At 47.3% G+C, this 26,242-nt stretch carries 20 protein-coding genes and 2 pseudogenes; 15 read left to right on the top strand and 7 right to left on the bottom strand.

All coding sequences use genetic code 11. The features are described from left to right. Window positions 1-209 precede the first annotated feature (209 nt). The 10 genes and pseudogenes from B9P82_RS25570 to B9P82_RS25525 form a co-directional block, all read left to right on the top strand. Window positions 210-1,205, top strand: a pseudogene (locus B9P82_RS25570) (outer membrane beta-barrel protein); the annotation flags it as partial. Window position 1,206: 1 nt separating this feature from the next. Further along, window positions 1,207-1,764, top strand: a complete 558-nt coding sequence (locus B9P82_RS25565; protein ID WP_016154118.1) for a polysaccharide biosynthesis/export family protein — start codon at window positions 1,207-1,209, stop codon at window positions 1,762-1,764. 2 nt (window positions 1,765-1,766) lie between these two features. Beyond that, window positions 1,767-3,896, top strand: coding sequence for a GumC family protein (locus tag B9P82_RS25560; RefSeq protein WP_101701231.1), 2,130 nt, complete (start codon window positions 1,767-1,769; stop codon window positions 3,894-3,896). After that, window positions 3,893-5,104, top strand: a complete 1,212-nt coding sequence (locus tag B9P82_RS25555) for a lipopolysaccharide biosynthesis protein (protein WP_101701230.1) — start codon at window positions 3,893-3,895, stop codon at window positions 5,102-5,104. Before B9P82_RS25560 ends, B9P82_RS25555 begins: the two co-directional genes overlap by 4 nt. Next, window positions 5,101-6,471 (top strand): capsular biosynthesis protein, encoded by a 1,371-nt coding sequence (locus tag B9P82_RS25550; RefSeq protein ID WP_101701229.1) that lies wholly within the window; start codon window positions 5,101-5,103, stop codon window positions 6,469-6,471. Before B9P82_RS25555 ends, B9P82_RS25550 begins: the two co-directional genes overlap by 4 nt. Window positions 6,472-6,475: 4 nt before the next feature. Further along, window positions 6,476-7,465: a glycosyltransferase family 2 protein gene (locus tag B9P82_RS25545; RefSeq protein WP_016154114.1), complete on the top strand. Its 990-nt coding sequence runs from the start codon at window positions 6,476-6,478 to the stop codon at window positions 7,463-7,465. A 14-nt stretch (window positions 7,466-7,479) separates the two neighbouring features. Then, window positions 7,480-8,691 carry a glycosyltransferase family 4 protein gene (locus B9P82_RS25540; protein ID WP_101701228.1) on the top strand — a complete coding sequence of 404 codons (1,212 nt, stop codon included), beginning with the start codon at window positions 7,480-7,482 and terminating at the stop codon, window positions 8,689-8,691. 1 nt (window position 8,692) lies between these two features. Continuing rightward, window positions 8,693-9,805, top strand: coding sequence for a glycosyltransferase family 4 protein (locus tag B9P82_RS25535; RefSeq protein ID WP_016157268.1), 1,113 nt, complete (start codon window positions 8,693-8,695; stop codon window positions 9,803-9,805). A 2-nt stretch (window positions 9,806-9,807) separates the two neighbouring features. Then, window positions 9,808-10,215 carry a hypothetical protein gene (locus B9P82_RS25530; RefSeq protein ID WP_016154111.1) on the top strand — a complete coding sequence of 136 codons (408 nt, stop codon included), beginning with the start codon at window positions 9,808-9,810 and terminating at the stop codon, window positions 10,213-10,215. A gap of 31 nt (window positions 10,216-10,246) precedes the next feature. Beyond that, complete coding sequence (locus tag B9P82_RS25525; RefSeq protein ID WP_101701227.1) at window positions 10,247-11,638, top strand: DUF4832 domain-containing protein; 1,392 nt, start codon at window positions 10,247-10,249, stop codon at window positions 11,636-11,638. 46 nt (window positions 11,639-11,684) lie between these two features. Here the strand turns inward: B9P82_RS25525 and galE are convergent. From galE to melR, 6 genes and pseudogenes are all read right to left on the bottom strand, one after another. Further along, window positions 11,685-12,700: pseudogene (gene galE, locus B9P82_RS25520) on the bottom strand (UDP-glucose 4-epimerase GalE). A 66-nt stretch (window positions 12,701-12,766) separates the two neighbouring features. Next, window positions 12,767-13,705 carry a glucosamine inositolphosphorylceramide transferase family protein gene (locus B9P82_RS25515; protein ID WP_049270986.1) on the bottom strand — a complete coding sequence of 313 codons (939 nt, stop codon included), beginning with the start codon at window positions 13,703-13,705 and terminating at the stop codon, window positions 12,767-12,769. Between the two features lie 208 nt (window positions 13,706-13,913). Next, entirely contained in the window at window positions 13,914-14,549 is a 636-nt protein-coding gene (locus tag B9P82_RS25510; protein ID WP_016154107.1) for a carbonic anhydrase, read from the bottom strand. Between the two features lie 154 nt (window positions 14,550-14,703). Next, window positions 14,704-15,876 (bottom strand): MalY/PatB family protein, encoded by a 1,173-nt coding sequence (locus tag B9P82_RS25505; RefSeq protein WP_101701226.1) that lies wholly within the window; start codon window positions 15,874-15,876, stop codon window positions 14,704-14,706. 124 nt (window positions 15,877-16,000) lie between these two features. Beyond that, a complete protein-coding gene (gene nhaC / locus B9P82_RS25500; RefSeq protein WP_016154105.1) occupies window positions 16,001-17,461 on the bottom strand; it encodes a Na+/H+ antiporter NhaC in 1,461 nt (486 codons plus the stop codon). A gap of 193 nt (window positions 17,462-17,654) precedes the next feature. After that, window positions 17,655-18,593, bottom strand: a complete 939-nt coding sequence (gene melR / locus B9P82_RS25495) for a transcriptional regulator MelR (RefSeq protein WP_016154104.1) — start codon at window positions 18,591-18,593, stop codon at window positions 17,655-17,657. A 309-nt stretch (window positions 18,594-18,902) separates the two neighbouring features. Here melR and B9P82_RS25490 point away from each other — a divergent pair, with 309 nt between their 5' ends. The 3 genes from B9P82_RS25490 (at window position 18,903) to B9P82_RS25480 (ending at window position 24,079) form a co-directional block, all read left to right on the top strand. Beyond that, on the top strand, window positions 18,903-19,403 hold the full coding sequence (locus B9P82_RS25490; RefSeq protein ID WP_101701225.1) for an anti-virulence regulator CigR family protein: 501 nt from the start codon (window positions 18,903-18,905) through the stop codon (window positions 19,401-19,403). Window positions 19,404-20,217: 814 nt separating this feature from the next. Then, window positions 20,218-20,832, top strand: a complete 615-nt coding sequence (gene evgA / locus B9P82_RS25485; protein WP_016157256.1) for an acid-sensing system DNA-binding response regulator EvgA — start codon at window positions 20,218-20,220, stop codon at window positions 20,830-20,832. Between the two features lie 4 nt (window positions 20,833-20,836). Then, window positions 20,837-24,079 (top strand): response regulator, encoded by a 3,243-nt coding sequence (locus B9P82_RS25480; RefSeq protein WP_101701224.1) that lies wholly within the window; start codon window positions 20,837-20,839, stop codon window positions 24,077-24,079. Between the two features lie 74 nt (window positions 24,080-24,153). On the opposite strand, the gene B9P82_RS25475 is transcribed toward B9P82_RS25480, so the two are convergent. Next, window positions 24,154-24,780, bottom strand: a complete 627-nt coding sequence (locus B9P82_RS25475) for a YfdX family protein (protein WP_101701223.1) — start codon at window positions 24,778-24,780, stop codon at window positions 24,154-24,156. A gap of 280 nt (window positions 24,781-25,060) precedes the next feature. Here B9P82_RS25475 and B9P82_RS25470 point away from each other — a divergent pair, with 280 nt between their 5' ends. Together B9P82_RS25470 and B9P82_RS25465 are read left to right on the top strand one after the other, a co-directional pair. Beyond that, window positions 25,061-25,657 (top strand): DUF308 domain-containing protein, encoded by a 597-nt coding sequence (locus B9P82_RS25470; protein WP_047358942.1) that lies wholly within the window; start codon window positions 25,061-25,063, stop codon window positions 25,655-25,657. Further along, entirely contained in the window at window positions 25,657-26,004 is a 348-nt protein-coding gene (locus tag B9P82_RS25465) for an HdeA/HdeB family chaperone (protein ID WP_101701222.1), read from the top strand. The genes B9P82_RS25470 and B9P82_RS25465 overlap by 1 nt, the downstream gene beginning before the upstream one ends. Window positions 26,005-26,242: the final 238 nt, after the last annotated feature.

Genomic DNA, 26,242 nt, shown 5'->3' with positions numbered 1-26,242 from the left:
ACTGATCTGGTTTTGCGAATACTGATATTGATGATACTAACGGCCCACCGGCCTGTTGAGGAACCTGTAAAACGGAAAGGCTCATTGAAGCCGTATATTTTCTGGAGGTTCATCAGGCGCGGAACTCATCGAGGCGCGGGAATAAAATCCCATTCAGACGCCGGATAGATTCAAGCAAGCCAATTTATCGTCAAAATCGGTGTTGCAAAAACGGGAGTGACCATAGATTCCGTTTTAACGGTGCCTGGCGCTATGGGCTCAAGCACGGCTTAACACTCAATCTGGAGGATACGCTTGGGCACGAATCCCGCGGTCGAGGGATCACTGAGGGGTTTCTACCGGGTCAATTCGAGCAGTATGGGATTAAATCTCCGCTGACGACGAATTTTATTAACAGTGAATTGCGCTACAGCTTTGGCGCGCCGGATGGGCGCGGGAAAGCGGAACTGGCGTTGTTATACAAAAAACTGACGTTCGGCAATACGTCTGACGCCCAGGAGAGTAGTGAAGATTTCTACAATTACATTCAGGAACAGGAATGGCACGAAAATAGCCTGGTGGCAGAAATTTTTGACCAATACACATCCAGAACGCGTTTTCGCTATAGCTTTATTACTAACCAGCGTCACTATGATAACAACTCAGAAAAAGACACTAATGAGTATTATTTACTGTATGGCCTGAAGTCACAGTTGACGGGAAAAACCAATGTCGACATGAATATTTCATGGTTGTACAAGACATTTGAAAACAACGCAAACTCGCATGATTTTAATGGTCTAAACTGGGATGTAAAAGGGGAGTGGAAGCCGTTACAACAGTCTGTTTTCACGGTGCACTCAGCGCAAAGCATTAAAGACCCATCGGAAGTTGGGGGATATATTTTAGTCACCCAGTATGGTCTTTCTTACCAGCACTTCTGGTTAGGCAACCGTTTCTCTACCTTGCTGGATTACTCATACACTTCAGAAGACTATAAAAAACAGAATAAAGATCGGCATGATAAAGATGGGGTATTTAGCGTAACCATGAGCTATGACTACACACCGTCGGTCAATTTTGAGATTAAATATCAAATAGATACGTTGAATTCGAATAAGGATACTGATTCGTTTTATATCGGTCCCAACGACAATCAGGAAGTCATCAGAACGTTGGGTTATGATAATTCTATGATTATGCTTAAAGCTAAGGTTCAGATCTAAAATGAAAATAATAGAACTGTGCGCGGTTTTGCTATTCAGTATCCTGATGGTCGGATGCACAACGTCCAGCCCGAGATTAATGGACGATCCTGCTACTGTTCAGCAGGATTACCGACTTGGGGCAGGGGATACTGTCAATATCGCTGTTCATGGTCAACCCGATATGACGATGCGGTTTATTTTGGATAAGAGTGGGGAGATTAATTTCCCGTTTGTTGGTGCTCTTATATTAAAAGATAAAACTGTTGAGCAGGTGACTAACGAATTAACTCAACGCCTGACTGGAGATTATTTTACAACACCGATGGTGACGGTGAGTATTGCCGAGTTCCGTAAATACTATGTTTCTGGCGAGGTGAAAAGTCCGAATGGATTCGCTTATGAGCCAGGGCTTACCGTCGAGAAATCTATTGCGCAGGCGGGGGGATTTACAGATCGTGCTGACCGTCAAGATATCAACATTCGCCTGTCAGGTAGCAATCAGCTGCTTGAGAATGTTGATTTAACGCACTCTGTTCATCCTGGGGATGTCGTGATTATTGGCATGGGGTTCTTCTGACGATGAAACTATCAATAGTGGAAAACGGCAAAAAACGAGAAAGCACTGTTGAATTCTCCCGCTTTGCCAAAGCGCTGAAAAAGAACGCCTGGAAAATCGCGCTGGCCGGTATCGTTGCCGGGGTCGTGGCTTATCCGTTAATCAGCATGATGTCCTCAAAGTATGTATCAACGGCGACGGTGCTGATTAAGGCGCAGGCCGATAACGTTTCTCCGTTCCCACAGGTTGATGGTTTCGATTCAACGCGCAGTGGTTACTACGAAACGCAATATGCGTTGATGCATTCACGAATTGTGCTCGAGCAAGCCGTTCGCGATATGAAGCTGGATGAAAACCCGGCATTTACCGGGGAAAAAGCCGATGCTCAGGGCGCTGATAGCAATGAAAGTCGGCAACTGAGAATGGAGCTGGCGCTGAAAACGTTGTCGAAAAACCTGAATGTCATCGGTATTCGGACAACGAACCTCGCCTCTATTACCTATGAATCGACTTCGCCCCAGGTTGCGGCTGATATCGCCAACGGCGTCGCGCAGGCTTTCATCAACTATACGCTGGAGCAAAAGCGTCAGAAAGTAGAGAAAGCCCGCGAACTGAATTATGAAAAAATGGAAGAGATTCAGAAGTCGATAGCGAAGCAAAAAGAAGAGATGGAAAGCTATCTGAAAAATGCCGGGCTGTTGACCTTTCGCGGTATCGATGGTTTTGAAACCGAGCAGTTAAGTATCGTGACCAATCGTCTGGCCGATGCGACCCAACGTCGTGTTGCCGCTGAATCCGTTTATAACGAAGTGAATGGCGCAGGGAAGTCCGCCGAAAGCGTTATCTCGCTGCCTTCGGTCTCTAACCACGCTCAGATTCAGGATCTGCGCATTGCGCTGATTCAGGCGCAGCGTACGTTGTCTGAACTGCGCAAAGTTTATGGGCCAAAAAACCCCGCCATTTTAAAAGCAGAGGCCGATGTTCAGTCGATCCAAAGCCAAACCGGACGGGTGTTGGGTGAGCTGAAAGTCGGCTTACGTCAGCAATATCTGGCGGCGCTGGCGGATGAAAAGAACTATCAGCAACAGGTGGAACAGCAGAAAGAGATCTTCCAGAAAATGGCGTCAAAACGGGATGCCTGGAACGGCCAAAAACTGTCGTTAGATAAAATGGAAGACCTGTATAAATCGCTCTATCAGCGTACTCAGGAGCTGTCGCTGTCCGGCGTGAATGCCGATGCGGTGTTATACGATCCCGCTGTTCCCGCACTAAAACCGGCGAAGCCGAATAAATCACTGCTGTTGGTGATGGTGGTCATGCTGGTGGTCGTGTTCAGCATCATGTATTTCATTGTCAAAGCGGCGATGGATAACTCAATCGCTAGCCTGAGTCGCATGAAAAAGCGCCTCAACGTTACCCCGCTGGGCGAAATCCGTCGTTTTAGTGGAACCTCAGGGCGTGCGCAAGTGCGGGACATGATCCTGAAGAACCCGCTGAATGCCGATATTGTGCACGGTATCCGTACCCGGATTATGCTGGATAATCGTCCATTACAGACGCTCGCCGTGGCATCGACGGAACACGGTGATGGGCGTTCTTTGTTGGCGAATCTGTTAGCGAACTCCTTTAGTTTTGACCAGAAAACGCTGCTTATTGATGCAGATTTCTTTAATACGGGCGGGCTTTCTTCTGAACTGGCATCAGCCACATCCGCAGGCCTGGCTGAGCTGCTGCGCGGAGAGACTCAGCTGGAACAGGCGCGGATCACGCTCAGTGATAATCTCGACTTTATTGCGCACGGCAAGAGCACCATCTCTTCTTTACTGATGTTGTCGTCGGAGCACGTTGAACCCTTAATGCGCGAACTGAAATCGCATTATCAGCGCATCATTATTGATGTGGCTGCTGTGAATCAGAGCCAGGATGTTCAACTGATCAAGCGTGCCGTCGATGGGGTTGTTTTCATAGTGAAAGCCGGGGGGGAGTCGGCGGGACACATCGCCAGCGCGCTGGATAAGATTGAGGAAAATAACGGCGTGGTGATTGGCGCGGTACTCAATGCGGTTGAAGAAAAAGATCTTGAAACCCAGGAGGGTCTGCGTTCACTTAACTTCAGTACCGATCAACTGATGACGACGCCAGGCCGGGTATGAGTCTACTGAAGAGCGCTTCCACGATAGCCGGTTCATCAGTCATCTCGCAGTTGATTGGTGCGCTGTCTATCTGGTTGATTTCACACAAGTACGATATGGCTGAGGTGGGGCTTTATGCGCTCAATTACAGCATCGCCGTGGTGGGCGCGCAGGTGTGTACCTTTGCATCGCAGCTTTTAATTCCAAAACAGCACGACGACGAACTGGTACAGAACGTCGTATTTTGCCTGATCCAAAGCACGATCATTGCCTTACCGTACGCCGTACTGACAGCGTGGCTGTTTCACCAGAACATCCTGTTCCTCTATTTGCTGACGCTGGCGACGGCGTGGGTTTTAATCTCGGAAAACCTGTCGCTGCGCACGGCCAATTTTCGTTTTCTGATTTTCCAGCGCATCTCTGTCTCTGTGGTGGTATTACTTTCGGTGCTGGTTACGCATCAGGTGCAACTGTTTTATTGGTCATGGGCCTGCGCGACGATGGTGCTGACCATAAGCTGTATTTTGCATTCGTTTGATATTCGCTCTGTGGCGGCCAGACATTTGCGACCTGCCAGTAACTGGCATTTTTTCAAACAAAATATCCATCACATTACCAAAGTCGGTAGTGCGGAAGTGCTGGCGATGGCCAGCAGCAATTTGCCGATTATGTTGATTAACTTTTGGTTCTCGGCGCTGACGGCAGGTTATTTTTCCGTGGTTAGCCGCTTTTGCCTGGCGCCGGTGGTGATCATCGGCAACGCAGTGCGCAATACTATTTTTTCCAAGTGGTCTATCGACTTCAGAAATAACACCTTTAATTATCAGGAATATACCAGGGTGCGGATGCTACTGTTGGTTCTGGGGGTTATCTGTACTCTCGGGGTGTTTATTTTCTATCCAATAGTGATGCGTCTGGGCTTTAGCGAAGACTGGATTAACTCCATTGAGACGTCGCGCTACATGTTGCCCTATTTATTCCCGGCGCTGGCGATAAGCCCTCTGACGGTGATTGAGCTTATTTTTGGTTCCCACCGCTATTTTCTGCGTATCCAACTGGAACAGCTGGCGATTGTGTTATTCGCATTTGTCGTCATTCCCTATTTTCATAAAGATTATGCTACGTCGGTTATCCTGTTTTCTTCACTGACATTTATTCGCTACGCCTTCATTTATCTGAAAATGAATAAGCGAGCCAATCTTCTGAAAGACAAGCCGGTGATACTATGACGCTGAATACCGGATACTATTTACAGGTTTTTAGCTTTATCACGCTGATCCTGTGTGGCCTGGTGCAATACTTTACCGGCATACAGTCGGTGCTGTGGATCCCCTTTTTCCTGACCCTGTTGATGGTGGGATTATTGGTGATGCAGACGCGTGATGGCTCGCTGCAGCTGGATGCGCAGGAGACGATTGTCCTGGCGTTGTATTTTTCGTTCCTGATACTGGCCGGAACATCGACGCTGATTCAGGGCGGGATCACCGTCGCGATTGTGGCATTTAAAAATGAAATCGCATTGTCACTGGTGATGATCTGTTTGCTGCTGGGATTTTGCCGGGAGTCGCAGATTTACCGTGCAACGCGCTATCTGTACTGGGTGTTTTACGCGCAAATCCCGGTAATGATTTATCAGGTTTTGCTGGTCGTTCCCCAGCGCGTTGCAGTGCGTGGCGAAGATGAGAAATGGGACTCCGTGGTTGGTACGTTTGGCGGTGACCCCATGGGGGGCGGTAACACTGCTGCGATGGGCCTGTTTTGCTTGTTGATTATGTTGTTAAAAGTCTCTGAGTATAAGCACGGATTGACCACGTTCAAGTCCATGGCGCTGCACATTGTTCTTGGGATCGGGCTATGTATTATTGGTGAAGTGAAGTTCGTCATTCTGCTGTCACCTCTGTTCCTCGCGTGGGTGTGGATCTCACCGAGCTACGTCAAAGACGTCAGTAAGGTTAATCTGAAGACGCTGTTGGTTATTGTGGCGGGCATGCTGCTGCTTATTAGCCTGTCGATAGTGATCCTCGCGTACTATTATTCTTCCGCGTTTGGCGGCGATCCGTCGAAAAGCTCGTTAAGCATTTTCATCGACTCCTTAAGCTATATTTTTGACCCGAACTACATCATGTCTACCGGGGAGTTAGGGCGCTTTACGACGTTCCTGTTCTGGTTGAAAAATAACGATCTGTGGGGGCTTTCAGGAACATTATTTGGGTACGGGCTCAACGCCACTAACAGCGGGAGTACGGTGTCGCCGGGCTTTTTGAATATCATTTATAACTTAATTCTCGACTCGACTTCCCTGAGTATGCTGCTGTGGGAAGTCGGGGTGATCGGCACGTTACTTTTTATTAGCTTATTCATTTATATCCTGAAAGTTTGTCAGCCAAAGCCATTACTGACGCTTGAACAACTGGACCAGCAGGATCTTCAGTTGCTGAGCTTTGCACCGGCGTTTAACGCTTTTGCTATCAGTTGCTTAATTAGCTTACCTTACAGCCAGATACTGATGATTACACCGATGTTACAATTCCTGTTCTATTTATCACTAGGATCAAGTTTAGTGATTCGTCGAACCGTCCTTCGCTGTGTAGGGTAATTGTATGGACCAAAAACCGTTTATTTCAGTGAGTATTAAAACACTCAATGAATCTGAATGTATTGAGAAAACGATAGACAGTATCCGCAGACAGCTTGTTGATTATCCACATAAAATTATAGTGGCAGATAGCCTGTCAACGGATAACACCCAACAGCTTGCGATCGATAAAGGGGTGACCGTGGTCTCTTTAACTGACCCTGGCGATCGCTGCTGCGGCGTCGGGCATCAGTTAGGTTATCTGTATAGTGAAGGGGAATATCTGTTGCTGATGGACGGCGACATGGAGCTGGAAGAGGGCTTTGTGGATCAGGCTGTCGCTTTTTTGCAGGCTGAGCCGGAATATGCAGGTGTCGCGGGAACCGTTGAAATGGACGATGCCGTTAACTATGAATTTAAATCGCGTAAGCAGCGTATTAGTAAAATCTATCCGCTTGGAGATAGTGACCATTTAGGCGGTGGTGGGTTATATCGCCGCTCTGCGATTGAGAAAATTGGTTATCTCACCAACCGTAATTTGCACGCTTATGAAGAAGCCGAACTGGGCCTGCGTTTGCTCGATGCGGGTTATAAACTACGCCGCCTGAATATTCCGTATTTTATTCATACTTCGCATACCATGCCGACCTTTCAGATGCTGAAGCACCGCTGGAAAAGTGGATACTATCAGGCACCGGGCGAGCTTTTACGTTGTGCGTGGGGAAAACCTTATTTCGGCAAAGCGTTAAAAATGGTTAAGAACGAGGCGATTTTTTCTGTGTATCTGATTGCCTTGTTTATTGCGGCGGTGACCTTCAATCTCGAACTTTTCGATATTGCATTTCTACCCTTGCTAGCCTTTATTATCTTGAAAACCGTGCAGAATCGATCGTTATTGAACGGATTGCAGAGCGTAATGAACCTGGCCGTGCTTTCTGCGGGACTTGTTAAAGGGTTGACTAAACCAGTACGCGATCCGTTGACTCCGCCTGACAGTAAAATCATTCATGAATAACTAAGGCTGGCGCAATGAAAGTTTTATTAGTGAATAAGTTTTTTTTCATTAAAGGCGGCGCGGAAACCGTTTATTTTCAAGAGCGCGAGATGCTGAAACAGGCCGGAGTGCAGGTTATTGATTTCTCGATGCAGCATGAGAACAATTTCCCTTCGAACTATGCGGATTATTTCGTCAGCAATGTGGACTACCACCAGGAGAGCAATCTGCTGGGCGGGCTCAAAACGGCGGTTAACTTTATTCATAATTCGCAGGCCTGCAAAAAGATGCTGGCGCTACTACAAAAAGAGCGTCCGGATATCGTCCACTTCCATAACATTTACCATCAGTTAACGCCGGCGTTGATTAAAGTGGCCCGCAATTTTGGCTGCAAAACGGTGTTGACCGCGCATGACTATAAAATCGTCTGTCCTGCCTATTCCATGCTGCGTGACGGTAAAGTGTGTGATTCCTGTATTACCGGGACGGTTTTCAATGCCTTCAGGTATCGTTGCCAGGAAGGCTTTGCTTCAAAAAGCCTCCTGCTCTCTTTAGAGGCGACCTGGCAGTATATTGCGCAAAATTACCAGGCGCTGGATGTGATCGTTTCGCCGAGCGTCTTTTTACGCGGCGTATTGTTGCGTACGCTGCCGAATTCGCGCATTGATGTCATCGTCAATGGCGTTGATGACAGCCGTCCTCTGGGTGAGGTAAGCGATGCGGGCTATATGCTGTACTTCGGTCGCCTGAGCCGTGAAAAGGGCGTGGCAACGTTATTGGCGGCGCATGAGAAAATGCAGAACAAAGCGCCGCTGAAAATTGTGGGGCACGGTCCCCTGCACGACGAATTAGTCGCCCAATACCCGGACGTTGAGTTTTTAGGTTATGTGCAACAAGGGGAAGCTCTCGATAACCTTATTAAGCATGCCCGGGCAGTGATCCTTCCTTCAGAATGCTATGAAAACTGTTCTATGGCGATATTAGAGGCGATGTCCTTAGGCAAGCCGGTGATCGGATCGCGCATCGGCGGTATCCCGGAACAAATTCGTGATGGTATCGAAGGGATTTTATTCGAACCTGGCAATGCGCAGGAGCTAGCAAATGCGATGGATGCACTAGCCGACTCGCCAGAGAAGGCGCGGGTCATGGGCTTACAGGGTCGTGCGCGATTGAGTGAAAAATATGCGCTGAGTAAACATATGGATACTCTACTGGCGCTCTATAAAGAACTGCTGAGCAGGCCATAGTATGAGTAAAAAAATAACGGTTTTTGGTACGCGTGGTATTCCCGATGTATTGGGCGGGGTGGAGACACACTGTCAGAATCTATATCCTGCCATTAAGCAGCAGTTGGACGTTGATATTTGCGTGATTGCACGCTCGCCGTATGTAAATTACAAACGATCGTTATATAAGAAAGTTGAAACCTACGCGCTGTGGGCACCCAAAAAGCGCTCGCTGGAAGCGATTGTCCATTCCGTTTTAGCGGCATTTAGGACAAGTATCGACCATTCAGATATTGTGCATGTCCATGCTATCGGGCCTGGGCTTGTGATCCCATTATTACGTATGTTAGGGAAAAAGGTGGTGTTCACCCACCATGGACCTGATTACGATCGTCAAAAATGGGGATTCGTTGCCAAAAAAATATTGCTGCTGGGTGAGCGTTGGGCAGTGAGATATGCCAACGAAGTGATTGTGATTTCTGAGGTTATTAATCAACTGATCCAGAAAAAACACGCTCGCTATGATGCGCATTTAATTCACAATGGCGTCAACGAGCCGCGGTCGTTATCTGCGCTGACCATCGACAATACGCTCTCCCGCTTTGGGCTGCAGCCGAAAAACTACCTCGTGGTGGTTGGGCGATTTGTGGAAGAAAAAGGGATGCATGATGCCATCGCCGCCTATCAGCGCAGCGGTTTAACTATGCCGTTAGTGTTAATTGGCGATGCGGATCATCCGACCGAATACAGCATTCGCCTCAAAAAGCTTGCCGCGGACACCCCTGGCGTTGTGATGACGGGGTTCTTGCGTGGTGATGAGCTTCAGGCGGTGTTTTCGCAGGCACAGCTGTTTGTGATGCCTTCATACCATGAAGGATTGCCCATTGCGCTGCTGGAAGCGATGTCATTTTCTCTTCCTGCCGTCGTCAGTGATATTCCGGCTAACCTCGAAGTTCAACTGCCGTCCGAGGCCTATTTTAAGGTGGGGGATGTGACCAGCCTGGCCGAGAAATTAACCGAGTGGGCGGCAACCAATAGCGTGGACTATCGTGTATATTTGCAAAACTATAACTGGCATGAAATCGCCAAAAAGACGATTAACGTCTATCACTCAATTGATAAAGATATAGGTTAATTTTGACCAGTCCTCAAAATCGTCCTCCCGTCATCGAACGATTTTATGCTCACCTTGACGAGCCGATTGCGCAAGGGTTGACTCCTGAACAAAAAGAAGGGGTGGAAAAAGCGATCCTGGCCTCGACTCTGACTTCGCGGCATCAGATCGATATTCGCCGAAGCTTTCCCTTTTTCAGTAAACGCTATTATCTGGTTTTTTTGTTTGGCAGAGATTTGCGTCGGCAGCATCGTCAGGAATCGACCCTGTCGAGAATATTGCTCACTTTTTTGCTGCTGATAGCCGTGTTGTTCGTTACCTGCTGCGTATTGCTGACGCTGTATATGATCAAATCAGCATTAGGTATTGATGTGTTCCAAAATTTTCATGTGGGTATATGGGACTGGTGGTTAAGTCTGAAAAACCGCTAGCGTAAACAAACCTGTGGAGGGCGTCACTGCGATGAAGTGTAAATGGGTTTCTGCGCTGTTGTTGATGTCCTTTCCGTTGGCGGTTATGTCTGCATTAACGACCGTAACCCCCAAAGCATTAACGGGCCCGCTAACCAATCCGGGGATTGGCGTGGCAAGTTTTCATCAGGGGTACGGTGAAACGCTGGGTCTGGCGGATTATCCCAATACCGGATTTGAATACGAGCGATTTTACTGGCGAGAGCTGGAGCCTGTTGAAGGTCAGTATAATTTTGCGCTGGTGGATGATGCCTTCAAATACGCGGCAGCGCATCGTCCCGCGATGAATGTCGGGCTGCGCTTTATGGTGCTTGCCGATCCGGGGGATGGCACCAAAATTCCCGATTGGCTGATTAAAAAAGGCGTGAAAGGCAGCTGGACGCCCGATAATAAAACATTTATTCCGGATTTAAGCGACCCGCTGTTTATTGAGTACAGCCAGCGTCTGCTGAACGCATTCGGAAAACGCTACGACGGTAATGCGAATCTCGCTTTTGTGGATATCGGCATGGTGGGGGCCTGGGGTGAATGGCATAACAGCAATTTCCCTGATCTGAAACCACTGTTGGAGCAGTACACCACCGCGCAGTTAGACCGCTACGTCGCAATGCACTTTTCTGCCTTCCCTTCGACGCCGAAAATAATGTTGATGAGCGGTGGGCAAAGCCTGGCGAATGCGGTGGCGCGAGGGGCTGGATGGCGGGCGGATTGCTGGGGTGACCTGCGCGTATTTTCGGACTCCTGGAGCCATATGGCCGATGATTACCCGCAGCGATTACTGGCAGCACAGCAGAGCTATTCGGGGTTTAACGATGCCTGGAAACGTGCGCCGGTCAGTCTGGAAATCTGTTCATATATGCAGGACTGGAAGAACACCTTCCACTATACGCGTGCCGAAGTGCAGGGCATTTTTGACTGGGCGGTCAAGCAGCACGCCAGCACGATCAACCTGAAATCGAGAGCGATACCCAGCGATTATCGACCGATTGTTGATGATGCGCTGACCAAACTGGGCTATCGGTTTCGCTTAGCGTCTCTGAGCCATGAGTCCGTGTGGGACGGCGGACAAACGTTGAGGTTGAACAGTACCTGGTATAACGAAGGTATCGCACCGATTTATCTGCCCTACACGCTGGCATTTCGTGTGGTGGATAGCGCCAATAAGGTGGTGGCGCAGGGGAATGCGGCGGATGATATACGACGTTGGCTCCCGGGCGTTTATCAGGTTAGCTACGCATTGCCCATGCCGGGTCGACTGGCGAAAGGGCAATACGCCATTGAGGTTTCGATGCTGGATAAATCCGGGGCGGCAAGAATTAACTTTGCCAACGAAGGAAAGCAGAGCAGCGGCTGGTATCGCGTATCAACGATAACGGCACACTAGCCCGTCACTGCAACGAGCCTGAGGCTCAGGCTCGTTGCCGGGTACATCAGATGTTATAACCATTCGGGTTGTTTTTTTGCCAGTTCCAGGTGTCACGCATCATTTCATCAAGGTTGTAGATGGCCTTCCAGCCTAACTCTTTGTATGCCAGTGACGGGTCAGACCAACATTCGGCAATGTCGCCGGGCCTTCTGTCGACAAACTGATAGCTTATTTTTTTCTGCGCCGCTTTTTCAAACGCCTCAATCAGATTAATCACAGAATAACCGACCCCGGTACCGAGATTAATCACCTTGTAGGCTGCGCCTTTGTTCTGGCTATCCAGCGCGGCTAAATGGCCGGTCGCCAAATCCATGACGTGGATATAATCACGAACGCCGGTGCCGTCGGGGGTTGGATAGTCATTACCGTACACCGACACGGTTTTCAGCTTACCAATCGCAACCTGGGAGATGTACGGCACCAGGTTATTGGGGATACCGTTGGGATCCTCACCAATTCGACCCGATGGATGGGCGCCTACCGGGTTGAAATAGCGCAGGCAGGTAATGCGGAAATCGGGCTGCGCACGGGAGAAATCGGCCAGAATCTGTTCGACCATTAATTTAGAGGTACCGTACGGATTGGTGGTACCCCCCGTACGCGATTGCTCGCTCAGCGGCACGCTTTCCGGATTACCGTATACCGTAGCTGATGAGCTAAAAATGAATCGATTAACGCCTGCGGCCAGCATCTCATCCAGTAAAACCAGCGTTCCAGTGACGTTGTTTTCGTAGTAAGCAAGAGGTTCTTTTATCGACTCGGAAACCGATTTGAGGCCCGCAAAATGAATGACATCAGTGATGTTATGGTTGGCGAAAATGTTTTTTAATGCCTGCCTGTCGAGAACATCAGCGATATAACAATGGGTTCCCTTCCTGTGAGTTCCGCGACCCTGTCCAGCGAGATTCGGCTGGCGTTCGCCAGATTATCGATGACAACGACATCATCGCCTCTTTCCAGTAGCGTTAAAACAGTATGTGAACCAATATAACCTGCACCACCAGTGACAAGAATAGCCATACAGACTCCAGAAAAATGCTAAAAACCCGAGCGATTTTCCAGCAATGCACCCAAGGATCCAATGGATCAGTTATTTTGCCGGGAAAGATATACGTTTCTATATTTTATCATACACTTATAGGATATTTTTTTAAAGATTGCCAACAGACTGAACTTATTTATTTTTGTATCATAGGCAATATAGTTACTTGAGAAATTTAGCGTGTGAACGCCATCACTGTGGTTGATCGACGAATTGATTTGTTCGATCAGATTCTCATCAAAAGTAGCGTCATTCAGTGTAACTAATTCTTTGATGTAGATAGATTTTCCATATGTTTCAGGTGTGCATTCCTGGGTTAAGAAATACATTTTGTTATCGACAAGATAAGGCGCACCCGCTCCCCGATGATGATGATTGCTCACCTTCAATGCAGGAGTAATTCTCTGCCACTGTCCGTGAAGATGCTCTGCCGAATGAATAATTATTTTATTATCCATGGTGGTCGACATAAGATAGCAGGTCTCGTTCATTGAAAGAAAAATGTTATCTGTCACTTCGGTGTCAGAGATTAGAACTTTAATTTTCTTCCAGCGTGTAGGAAACTCTACTGACTGAAACAGTATCACTTCTTTTCTTTCTGATGATTCAGGAATCATGAAGAGCTGATCGTTAATATTAATCAGGAAAGGAAATGACAAATGACACATCAGGTCGTCAAAACCTTCAAGTTTCACGTCATCAATTTCAACCAGTTCACGATCAAGAATACGGCATCGGAGCGTGCCTTTCGAGTTGCGAAAGCTAAAAGCTTCATAAAAGACAAACAGTTTATCATCTTTTTCAATAAGAAAAGGATCGGCCTGAAACGTATATTTCTTTTTTAACTGCTGTGCAGCAGATTTACTTAATATATCCAGTGTATTATTTGGGAATAAGTGTGTACCATGATCCTTAATAATCATGATATCCCACGACTCATGATAGAATAACATATTTATTATTCTTTTTATTTTTGCTTGCATTCGTACCCGCTCCTTTTTATCGCCTGCATCATGTATGAACAGCTATTTGCGGCTCAGTTCATGAGACCTGTCGCAACGTTGTATAAATGTGCGAAAACTGATGTGAGAACACCAGTGGCTATTTTAAAACTAGTCGCAAGCATGTTTTTTGTCTATAGCACAAAAGTAGGTAAAAGCTCTCCAGAGCATCCTTGCTCCAGTGGACGATTTACTCGAAATGCACCTGCGGGTTATCAGCAAGGGAAACGTAGGTTTTGCTGTTTTTATCCAGGGTACGGATTTCACCGCTTTCGATGTCATATACCCAGCCGTGCAGACGAAGCGCATTATTTCGCAGCCCAACCGCGACGCAAGGATGCGTTTTAATATTATTGAGCTGTGCGATAACGTTTTCTTCCACCATGGCGTTAACTTTATCGATTGGGTTATCCCAGGTTTTCTTCTCAACCACGGCTTTCGCGGCATCGGCATAGTGCAACCAGTGAGCCACTGCGGGCATCGGATCCAGAGGCTGGCTATCGGCAATGGCTTTCATCGCGCCGCAGTTGGAGTGTCCGCAGATGACGATATCCGTCACGCCAAGTGCGACAACCGCGTATTCAATCGTAGCAGATACGCCACCGGGTTCCGGTCCAAAAGACGGAACGATATTACCGGCGTTGCGGATAACGAAAAGCTGTCCGGGCTCTTGCTGAGTAACGAGTTCTGGCACCAGGCGGCTATCGGAACAGGAGATGAAAAGCGCTTTGGGATTCTGGCTGGATGCCAGGCTGCGAAAGAGTTCCTTACGTTGAGGGAAAATCTCTTTTTGGAAGTTGAGGAAGCCCTCAATGATATGTTGCATAGCAGTGTCTCTTTTCTCTGTTTAAGCAGGTTATGATGAAGATCACACTTTCCAGTTTAACACCAGCCGACAGAACGGAAAAACTTTATAGCAGTTCTGCAACATCTTTGTATAGTTTTGCCCCACCGTGGCGGGGCAAAGAGTGTGATGCGCGCTACGCGTTCTGTCGTTTTTGGTACGCCGCTTTCAGTCGGTTCATCGCTTCTACCAGTACCGAGCGCGGGCACCCAACGTTGAGTCTCATGTGACCCTCTCCGCCGGGGCCATATTGCGCGCCTGGTGACAGACCCAGTTTTGCTTCCTGCACAAAAAATGCGCTTAGCTGTTCATCGCTAAGATTCATTTTTTCCGCGTTCAGAAACAGAAGATACGATGCGCCGCCATACACAATGGAGATTAAGGGACAGTGCTTTTCAATTTCACTTTTAACAAACGCCACATTGTCGGCCAGGTAGGCTAATAATTTTTGGTGCCAGTCGCCACAATGGGTAAAGGCGCTGTAAATGGCCGCCTGCTGTAATGAATGTGTCTCGGCAAGGTAGCAGTTATCCAGGAAACCATAGAACTGATGGCGTAATTCATCATTTTTAATAATGGCAATTCCGCCCTGGATCGCCGCCGTGTTGAAGGTTTTACTGATTGAGGTCAGCACGATTGACTGGCTCCCTGTCGCTTCGTCTAAAGTAAAAAACGGCAGATGGCGCTTGCCTGGCAGGGTTAAATCACTATGCACTTCATCTGAGAGAATAATGACGCCAGCTTGCTGACAATAGTGACTTACTTTTTCCAGCGTTTCCCGCGACCACACCATACCGCCCGGATTATGCGGCGAAGGGAAAAGAAACATTTTGCACTGCTTGAGTTTTTCGCTGAAATCATGCCAGTCAAATTCGTAATGACCCTCTTTCTCAATGAGGCGCGTTTGAATCAAATTCCTGCCGCTGGTGTTTACCAGATTAGGGTAGGGGTCATATATTGGCGTACAGGTTAAAACATTATCACCTGGTCGGGTAAACACCATCAGAGAGAGTACGATAGTTTTTATGACGCCGGGAATAAAATGCAACCAGTGTGGCTTTATGTCGATATCATACTGTTGCACATACCAATGAATAACGGACTCTTTCCATTGCGGATAATCCAGGTTGTAGCCTTGTACTGGCTGCGATACCACTGAACGCAGTGTGCTCATGATTGGCTCTGGCGTCACAAAATCCATATCTGCAATCCACAGCGGTAATACATCGGTGGTGCCGTACATCTGTTGTAATTGACCGTATTTACGGCAATTAACATCCCTTATGACAATATCATCAAACAAAGACATTGCTGACTCCTGGACAGTCTCTGAAAAATAGTTTAAGCAACGCAACAGTGAAGAATATTTCTATATATCTAATTGATATATTAAATTTACCCTGGTGGTAGCCAATATTTAGCTATTTATTAGCCTATGATTTTTGCTCAACCATATGCTCTGTAGCTTCATTTGGTTCATATTTAGCAATGCCAATACCGGTGGCAGCCCACAGCAGGGCAAAGATGATGCCGCTGTAGCAGAGGATTGCCCATGGCAAATAATCAAGCGTCGCCACGCCCAGCATCGTGGCGCAATAAACGCCCGAGGCAGACCAGGGGATAATCGGTTCGACAACGGTTCCGGCATCTTCGGTAGTACGCGAGAGGTTCTTTGTCGCAAGCCCTCGTTTTTTATATTCTTCTTTAAAGGCATCGCCGCACAGCAGCAGTGGCAAGGTTCCATTTGCCGTACAGGCACAGATGGTGAACGTCGTCACAATCGTGGTGGCCACCAGGCGGAATGTGGATTTAACGCCTTTCGTGAGCGCGTTTATCACGGTGTGCAAAGAGCCTGTCGCACTCATTGCGCCGGCAAAGCTGAAGGCGCTGAAGACGGTGACGAAGCTGCTAAACATTGAAATGGCGCCGCCTCGTTCCAGTAAGCGCGAAACATCTGATGACAGTGTTGGCAGGTTATCTCCGGTGAGCATCGCGAGCTTAAAACCGCTAACCACGGATTCGCCAACCGATGATGCGGTAAATTGCTGAAAGGCTAATGCCAGAATCATCGAGACTATTGTGGATAAAAAGAGCATCGGGATTGGCGGTCTTTTTGACAGTGAGCCATACAAAACGATGATCGGTGGCAACAGTAGCAGAATGTTAAAGTGATAAATCTGGCCGATAGCGTTCATCAAGTTGGTGATATTAGCTGGCGCGCTGGATGAGGCATCAATGCCCATGCCCATATAGCTGTATACGACGCAGCAAATAATAAATCCCGGGCCGGTGGTCCACAGCAGATGGCCGATATGCGAGTACAGGTTTACACCGGCAGCCAGCGCCGCCATGTTGGTTGAGTCAGAAACCGGAGAAAGCTTATCACCAAACCAGCAGCCGGAGACAATAGCGCCAGCAGCAATGGGCAGCGAAACATTCAGACCAATCGCTACGCCAATCATGGCGATCCCGACGGTTCCGATAGATCCCCAGGAGGTGCCGGTACAGACTGAGATCAGCGCCCCCAGCATAAATGCTGAAATATAGAAATACTGCGGGTTAATCCACTTCAGACCATAATAAATCATCATTGGAATAGTGCCTGACACCATCCATGCGCCAATTAAGAAACCGATACTGGCGACGATTAATATGACAGGAAGCGCTTCAGATATTTTATTGCAAATAGATTGTAGAATGTCATCCCATGTGTAGCCGTGAGCGATGGCGATAAACGAGGCGGTTGCGGTTCCCATGAGGATCATGGGTTCAGCTCGAATATTGAAGATAAAATATCCGATACTAATGCCACCCAGCATGACTATCATGGGTAAAACTGACCAAAAGAAAGACAATGGCTTTCTGTTGTTGGCGGTGCAGCTATTTAATTCCATAATTCCATCCCAATCGATAATGGTTGAACACGTCAAATAAATACCTGCTACAGGTCACCCATAACTGAGTAACATAGTTGCCAGAGTTCATGTCTGAACCCTATTTTATTAACTGCTGCAGATTATCTATTTTGACCTGCTATTCTGATGTTTATATTTTGGTTGTAAGGTAAGAGTGAGTTTGACGAATAAATTACCCCTCGGCATAAGGTGAATGATTTCGGCGCTGTTGGCTCAGTTTGCGATACTGCTGCGGCGGCATGCCGACGTATTTATGAAATGAGCTATAAAAACGGCTGCTGGATCGGAAACCTGCAATTGTAGCGATATCCAGAATTGTTTTATCCGTATCGCTGAGCAAAGCCCGCACATGGTTGATGCGCATTGCGGTAATATACTGTTTCATGGTTAGTTGCATCACGCGATGAAAAATGCCCATCGCATAATTTGGGTTGAGCTTAACGTGTTCGGCAATAGCATCGACCGTAAGCTGTTTGTCGCAGTTTGCGGCAATAAACTCCAGCATCTGGCTGACGTAAAACTGTGAATGCCGTGAAATACTGTTTTTCTGGGTGCGCGATGTTTTGTTACCCAGCACTGGCCGCCAGCCAGCGAGGCTAAATCGCTTGAGCATCAGGGCAATCTCATCAATGGCTAATTGACGAATTTGCTCATTGTCGCTATTGAGTTCACTCTGCCAACGCTGCACTTCAAAAGCGCTCAGCTGCTGCGAGGCAAGCGACGTAATCACCATCCCATGCGTCACGTGGTTAATCAGTTCCCTGTCCAGCGGCCAGGACAAAAAAAGATGCATCGGTAAGTTGAAGATGGCCATCTGTTTACAGTGCCCGGCATCCGTCAGCTGATGGGGTGTGCAGGCCCAGAACAGCGTGATAAAGCCCTGTTTGCTTTTCACTACTTCGTCATTGAAAAGGTACTCCACATCGCCATCAAACGGCACATTCACTTCAACCTGACCGTGCCAGTGGCTGTAGGTCATGGCCAGCGGAGCCCGCAGCTCGACGTCCATCCGCTGATACTCTGAGTAGAGCGCCAGCGGACTTCGCGACTTTTTTTCATAGCTGCGACACATATGTGGGTCGAGCGGCAGCTGCGGGGTACTTTTTGCCATTATGGGTGGGTTCCTGAATAGTGAATCTGACCATGGGTAGCGCCAAAGCATGAACATAGCTTAACCGAAAAAAAACGCCGTTTTCTCTCCATTTTCGCGAAGTTATTCCCAAAAACTCAGATCCTGTGCCTGTCGCTTGCCGATCTGAGTTAACGGGAATGGCGGGTTTTAATTTTAAAAACAGTCAATCAAAGCTGCTCACTTTGCAAAACGACAGCGTTTTTCTGCCAATAAATCGGATTCATAGCGATAGCCAATATTCACGCAATACCATACATTTTGTATGTATCCATATCTTAAGGAATCATCATGTCCAGGCTCCGTACTTTAGCAACGGCTTTAGTTGCCGTTGCCGCGATGTCGATGTGCGCTATCCCCGTTTCGGCTAACCCCGGTAATGGCAACGGAAATAGTAATAGCGGCAACCATGGTAATAGTGGGAATAAGGGTAATAGCAGTCATAGCCAGAAAGGAAACCCAGGCCCAAAAAACAACTCGCAATCGGAACAGCGTAAAAATTATGGCAAGCCGGACCATGTTGATAGTGATATTAGCTATAACATGGCCAGGCAGTATGCCGTCAGATATGGTTTGACGGGATATAAGTCACTGCCTCCGGGCATCGCCAAAAATCTGGCGCGAGGAAAACCACTTCCTCCGGGGATCGCTAAGAAAAGTGTCCCATCCTCGATGCTGAATCAACTGCCGTATTACCCGGGTTATGAATGGCAGGTTGTTGGCGACAATCTGGTGTTGATTGCACTGAGCACGGCAATTGTCACCGCGGTTATCAATGGTGTGTTTGATTAAGTATTCCTGTACTTAATTTGCTCTGTTATACCAACCACAAGCCCGCGCTACGCGCAATACCGTTCAGTTAAGCATGTATGGAGAACATGTGATTCCGGCTCAGGGTTCCGTTCACCTCAGCGATATCAATTCTCTGAAGCTCAGACACCCGTGAATGCGCAATGGAGGCTCACCGTGCACTGAACCCCTATACCTGGACACCATAATTTCATTGTTACTCTGTCAGAGTCCGGTACTCTACCGGACTCATCTATCTTTATGATTGCCGCGCTGTTGTGTTCTGCTGTCGTTACGCTGACCGTGAAAAGCTCCCATGCTATTGGGGCGTTGCCCAGTAAAGCCTGATTCATGACTGACTCCTGTGGCTCTGCTGTTTCCTGAGCCACAGGGCGTTTTACTATCAAATCAGCAGGTTTATTATCTTTTTCTCCTGATTTGACCTGGTATAAAAATGATTCTTAGATAGCTATTCTGCATATACACCTTTGTCGTTGTGATGAAAACTCCCCCTGGTTATATGACCCCGGCCATTAAGAATGAATCATAATAAATGAGAGATTTATCCTACGCGTGTAGGAATATTCCTTTTGGTTGTGTTAATGGTTTGATATTTAGATAGGCTCAAGGTTTAAAATTTGTAAAATACAGTGTTGCATTTATGCCTTATTCTTCGTTTTTATAAAAAACTAATAAATATACGTGTGAATGTGTTAGGATTTACCTGATAACGCCTTATTTTTATAAATTATAATGCTTAAGGCTCACCTGCTCGATAGCCATCGCCTCTCTTTATTTATCGGGATTCTTATACGCAATGAACGCGATAATCGTTGATGATCACCCATTAGCTCGCATAGCCATCCGCAACTTACTCGATACTAATGGTATTACCGTAACCACCGAGCTCGACAGCGGAGAGCATGTGGTCCAAACCGTTGAAAAAACTAAGCCGGAGCTACTGATTATTGATGTGGATATTCCGGGCATCAGCGGCATCGAAGTGCTGGAGCAACTGCGAAAGCGGCACTATGCTGGTGTAATCATTATCATTTCAGCCAAAAATGAATTTTTTTACGGCAAACGTAGCGCCGAATACGGTGCCAACGGATTTGTGAGTAAAAAAGAGGGTATGAATAATATTCTTGCCGCAATCGAAGCTGCAAAAAATGGGTATAGCTATTTTCCCTTTTCCCTTGAGCATTTTACTGGCTCATCTGTCAGCGAACAGGATAAGCTTGATACGTTGTCGACCCAGGAAATGAGAGTGTTGCGTTATATTCTTAACGGTATGGATTACAGCACTATTGCCAGCAAAATGAACATCAGTAATAAAACGGTAAGCACCTATAAAAGCCGTTTGATGGAGAAATTAGATTGCTCGTCATTAATGGAAATTTATGATTATGCGCAAAGAAATAAAATAGGATAGAGTAATGCTGGAACGCTTGTTTATTTTTTTGATGGTCATATTTACCATCGGGTTTTCTACGGGTGTAAGCTCAGCCCGGCAAGTTGAGCTAAAAAGTAACTATAATACCTCAGTACAACATATCGGCTTGAACAGGGAAGAAACAAACTGGTTAGCGCATAAAAAAACCTTGGTTGTTGGCACCTGGTTACCGGAAGTCTCCCCCATTGTTTATCAAAATAGCGGTGAATATTATCGGGGCGTCAACGCGGATTATCTTGCGCTAATGCAAAAGAATCTCAATATAAAAATTGTTATAAAGCAGTATGATAATGAGCATGAAGCGCTGAACGCACTTGCTAGTAACGATGTAGATACATTGATAACTCAGCTGTCCCGGCGACAAGATGTCGGCGGCCATTTATTGCGCACTTCGGCATTACTGACGACGTGGCCGACGCTTGTGACCTCGCTAAAAAACACTATGCTGCCGCTGACCTCGGAGCATCCGGTTAGCGTCGCGTGTGTGCGAGATTGTCCTTTTCTTGATGTTATCCAGGATGCTTTTCCTGAAGCTAAAGTCTCATTTTACGACGACGAGTATCAGGCCATGGCATCGGTAGTGAACGGTGATAACCAATATTATATTGGGAATAATATCACCAGCAGTCATTGTGTCTCCCGATATTTTTCGCAATCACTGGTTATTACGCACTACTTTGATAAACAAGAGCAATATAATTATTTTGTGGTGAAGGACGACCAGCCAGTATTAAGAAATATTCTTGATGGTTTCATTACGTCAATCAGTAATGAAATTCATATGCAGGTCATGCAGAACTGGCTGAACCGCGGTAACCTTGCTTTTCTGAATGCGCCTATTCCTTTTACCGATCAGGAAAAAGCGTGGCTGAAGAAGAAACATACTATTCGCATTCTTATCAATCCAGATTATCCGCCTTACACGCTTGTCGATCGCAGCGGTGAGTTACGTGGAATTCTTGGCGATTTGCTGAATATTATTCATCTGCAAACGGGGATTGATTTTGAGCCGGTTTTGGCCAACACCAAAAGTGAACAGACAAAACAAATAAGCGGCGAACGATGGGATATGTATCCCACTATCACCCTGACAAATCAAAATCAGCACAATTCGACCTTTAGCGATCCGCTGATGAATGTGGCGTTTGTGATTATCACTTCCCGCGATGAAACGGCCGACTCGTTACTGAATACACCGATCCGTATTGCGTTGCCCGCCGGACATGTTTTGGAAAGTGACCTGAAACAACGCTACCCGCAGGCCACCTGGGTGGATGCTGATACTGGCAGCGTCGCGATGACTATGCTCAGGGATGGCAAGGTTGACGCGGCAATTGCTACCGAATTGTCGGCAAGGTTCATGGTCGATCATGACTACCAGAAAAACATGCACTTTTTTAGGCTACCAGATATGCCTGGCGCGTCGGTGAGCTTTGCGGTTTCTCCCCACGAGCCCATGTTGAAGTCCGTAATGGATAAAGCGCTGCAGGCGATACCGCCGCGTGAGATTTTGCAGATGACGGAGAAGTGGTCGAAAATTTCAAATACGCAGGTCGATCTCTGGAGTCGGTATAGCAAACAGTTCTATCAACTGGTGGTGTTTGCGCTGTTGCTGATAGCAATTAGCCTGATCTGGGGGATCTCACTCTCCCGTGAGGTAAATAAAAGAAAACAATCGCAGCGGCAGCTGGAAGAGCAGCTTCATCTCAAAGAGGCATTGTCTCAAGAACTGGAAACCGAAAAAAATAAAGCGATTGAAGCAACCAAGGCCAAAAGTCGCTTTCTTGCGAGCATGAGCCATGAATTACGTACCCCTGTCAGCTCGATTGTGGGCTTTCTGGAATTACTGTCGAGCTCAGAACTCAGCCCGGCACAACGAAAAGAGGCGATTGCTCTTACCGCAGCGACAGCCCAGTCATTGCTTGGGCTGATCGGTAAGATTCTGGACGTTGATAAGATTGAGTCTGGTAAATATCAGGTTGTTCCTCAATGGACGGATCTCTCGCAGCTCATTGAATTGCAGTGTCACTCTTTTGATGCCTTAGCCAGACAGAAAGGCGTTACGCTTGCTTGCGTAAGTCAGTTGCCGGCAAACGAGCGGGTGTTTGTCGATCAACAAGCTTTGCGGCAAAATCTCACCAACCTGGTGGGCAATGCGCTCAAGTTTACCGAGCAGGGTAGCATTCATGTGACAGCCCGTTTAACACCTGACGGGGAGAATCACGGTACCCTGACCATCGCCATTAGCGACACCGGTTGCGGGATTAGCGAAGAGGAGCAGGCCGGGCTGTTTCGTCGCTACGCTCAGGGGCGCTGTGGGCGTCAACAAACGGGGTCTGGTCTGGGATTATTTATCTGCAAAGAGCTGGTGACGCTGATGGGCGGTACGCTGGAGCTGATGAGCGTCCCGGCGCAAGGAACCACGTTTACCATAACGCTGCCGGTTGAGACAGCCCGCCAGTCAGTTGTACCGGATAGCAACACGCCGGGGGCGCTGTTGCCGCTGCCGTGTCTGTCTATTTTGATAGCAGATGACAACCCGACCAATCGCCTGCTGCTTAAGCGACAGTTGAACGCCATTGGTTACAGCGTGGATGAAGCGTGTGATGGTGAGGAAGCCGAAGCCAAACTGGCTAAAAAATCATACGACCTGTTGATAACCGATGTGAATATGCCGAAGAAGGACGGGTTTGATCTTGCGGCTTCGTTACGTCGTCAGCAGCCTCATTTACAAATATGGGGACTGACGGCCAGCGCGCTCCCACAGTCACGTGACAGGTGTCTGCAAAACGGCATGAATTTGTGTCTGTTTAAGCCCGTGTCGATTCAGACACTGACGCATGAATTAAGCAAAATCGAAACCGGTTATTCGTCTCCTTGTGCAATCCGGCATTTGAAATTCAATGTCTTGACGGAAAATACCGGCGGCGATCGCGCATTAATGAACGAGATACTCGAAACATTCCGCGAGGCAACGTTTAGCGATTTACAGGCGGCCGAGAAAGCCGTTGAGCAAGACGAACCCCAGCTGTTTTTGCGAGCCCTTCACCGGTTGCATGGTTCGGCGCAAATTCTGGGCATTACTGCTCTTCAGATGCTATGCGAACCTTTTGAATCGATGCGACATGACGATCTTCCTCTGGCAGTACGCCAGGAAGCATTACAGAAGATTGTTGCCGTCATGCGGGAAATTGAGATTGAGATTAACAGTTTGATTAGCCATTAACCCCCCTGATCGGGTTGCCGTAGCAACCCGATCAGGAGAGAAAGTCCTGGTTCAACACTCCGTAGTGCTGAGTATTACTGGCCTGCGCCCAGCATCTCGCTATCGATCACAATGCCTTCTTCAGCACCTTTTAACACAAGGTTTGCTTCATAGTATTTACCTGAAGACAGCAGTTTTTGAGCGCTGGCAACGGCTTTACGCGTCTGATTCAGGGGCATCAGGTATTGGGTCTGAAGCACGCTGATACCCGCCAGTTGCAAGGTATCCACAGCACCTTTCCAGTCGCCTTTAGCCATTTTGCCATTCGCTGTATTGATAGCGGATTCTTTAGCTGGGGTGGCAATATAGTCTTCTGACAGCGCAATCGTAGCGTTAATAATCACGTACTGATCGTCAATCATCTTGGCTTTAGGCGCAGCTTTTACAAATTTCGCCCAGTCGTGGCTGTCACCTGCAAGCAGGGAAGCGGCGTCATCGGTTAACTTTTTAGCACTGTCAGGCTGTCCATGAAACAGGGCCAGACGGGCAAGCTGAATATCACGCATCGCGTTTGCACCTTGTACTGCGACCTGCATAATATCGGCAGCTTCTTTTTGTACATTGGCGGTAGCAGTTTGTGCCGGCGTGGTAGTGGTAGCTGCCAGTACCGGGGTTGAGCCCATCATGGTTGCAAGCAGACCTGCAAGAATAATCTTTTTCATTACTTTCTCCTGAATAAATTTGGTATATCTCACCAAACGAAATAAGCATATTAAATAACTTCGAAGAGTGGAATCAGAGCCAGGATAGAATAATGAGCGTTTAATCTTACAGGTGTCAGACGTCTGACACCTGTAGGATTATACGGATAATGACATTCCTTTATTCTTATATACGAATTCGGAGTGAAAGTCTTATCATCCCATTGTAAGTGATATGTATTAATTGAATATTACTCTTTTATTAGTAGGTTGCATTGCGTTTCTATGTAACGGAGGATGTATGTTTGTTTTTAATCAGCGTAGCCTGAAAGCATTTAATGAAAAAACACTATTTCATTATAAAAGACACGCCACAATCATGGCCGTGCTGTTGTTGGTTTGCGGCATCTGCTGCTTAATCTATCCAATCGCTGCAGGTGTTTACTTAAGCTATGCAACAGGTTTTATGTTCCTGGTGTGCGGCTTCTATTCTATTTACAGCCTGTTTTCCTCGGGTAAAAAGCAGTTGAAAGCCAAATTTACCTATGCCTTTTTTGCTATCGCATGGTTGCTGCTGGGATACTGTTTCCTCGAAAATCCTGTGATAGGTATGAATTCATTGGCAATGGTTTTTTGCTGCCTGTTTATTCTTGGCGGGATTTTTCGTGTTGCTTCCGGCGTCAAAATGTTCCGCAGTCCGGGCTATGGATGGAATATTTTTATCGGTATCTTTGACCTGCTTATTGCAGCCGTATGGCTGAATATGGATCCCGACCGTTCTTATGTGTTTACCTCCATCTTTATAGGCGTTGAGATGATTTTTAGCTCTTTGGCTTTTATCAGTCTGCGCAGAAATGCGTCGTTGGTACAAACTGAAAAACTCGCCGATAAAAATTAATGCTACTTCTGGAGCGCATTGTGAATATTAAATTGATTGTCTCTGCAGCTATTCTTATGGCCTCTGTTATGGCGCCGATGAGCCGTGCTTTTGCTACACAGGCAACGGAAGCGGCGCCACAAGATATGACCTGTAAAGAATTCGTTGATATGAGTCGGCAATACATGACAGCAATTGCCTTTGTGATTGTTAATAAAAATTCGGACTTTAAAGGCGATGATTATGTTCCCCTGCATGAGGTGGAAACTGTCGCTGTACCGAAGATGATTAAAATGTGTCATCGACACCCTGATACTAAATTGGGCGAGCTGGCCGTAAATCTGAAGGGTTCCGGTCTGCACTATTGATTACCCGTTTTGATAGCCTGGCATGAGTCCGAATTGACAACCTCTGTACCTACCTTAGTTGTTACCCTACAAGAAAAAATCCCCGTAATGTTTACCCTGCTATCCACGAGAAATTCGCTGGATAACAGGGCCCGCTAACAACCGTAGACCTGATAAGCGAAGCGCCACCGGGCATTGATTACCCGCAGAGCAGAGGGACTCAAGTGTGGTGGAGAATGCCACTCTTAACGTAGTCACA

This window comes from Citrobacter sp. L55 (assembly GCF_002850715.1).
In the GTDB taxonomy this organism is placed as follows: Bacteria; Pseudomonadota; Gammaproteobacteria; order Enterobacterales; family Enterobacteriaceae; genus Citrobacter; species Citrobacter braakii.
This window is presented reverse-complemented; position numbering and strand designations above follow the sequence as displayed.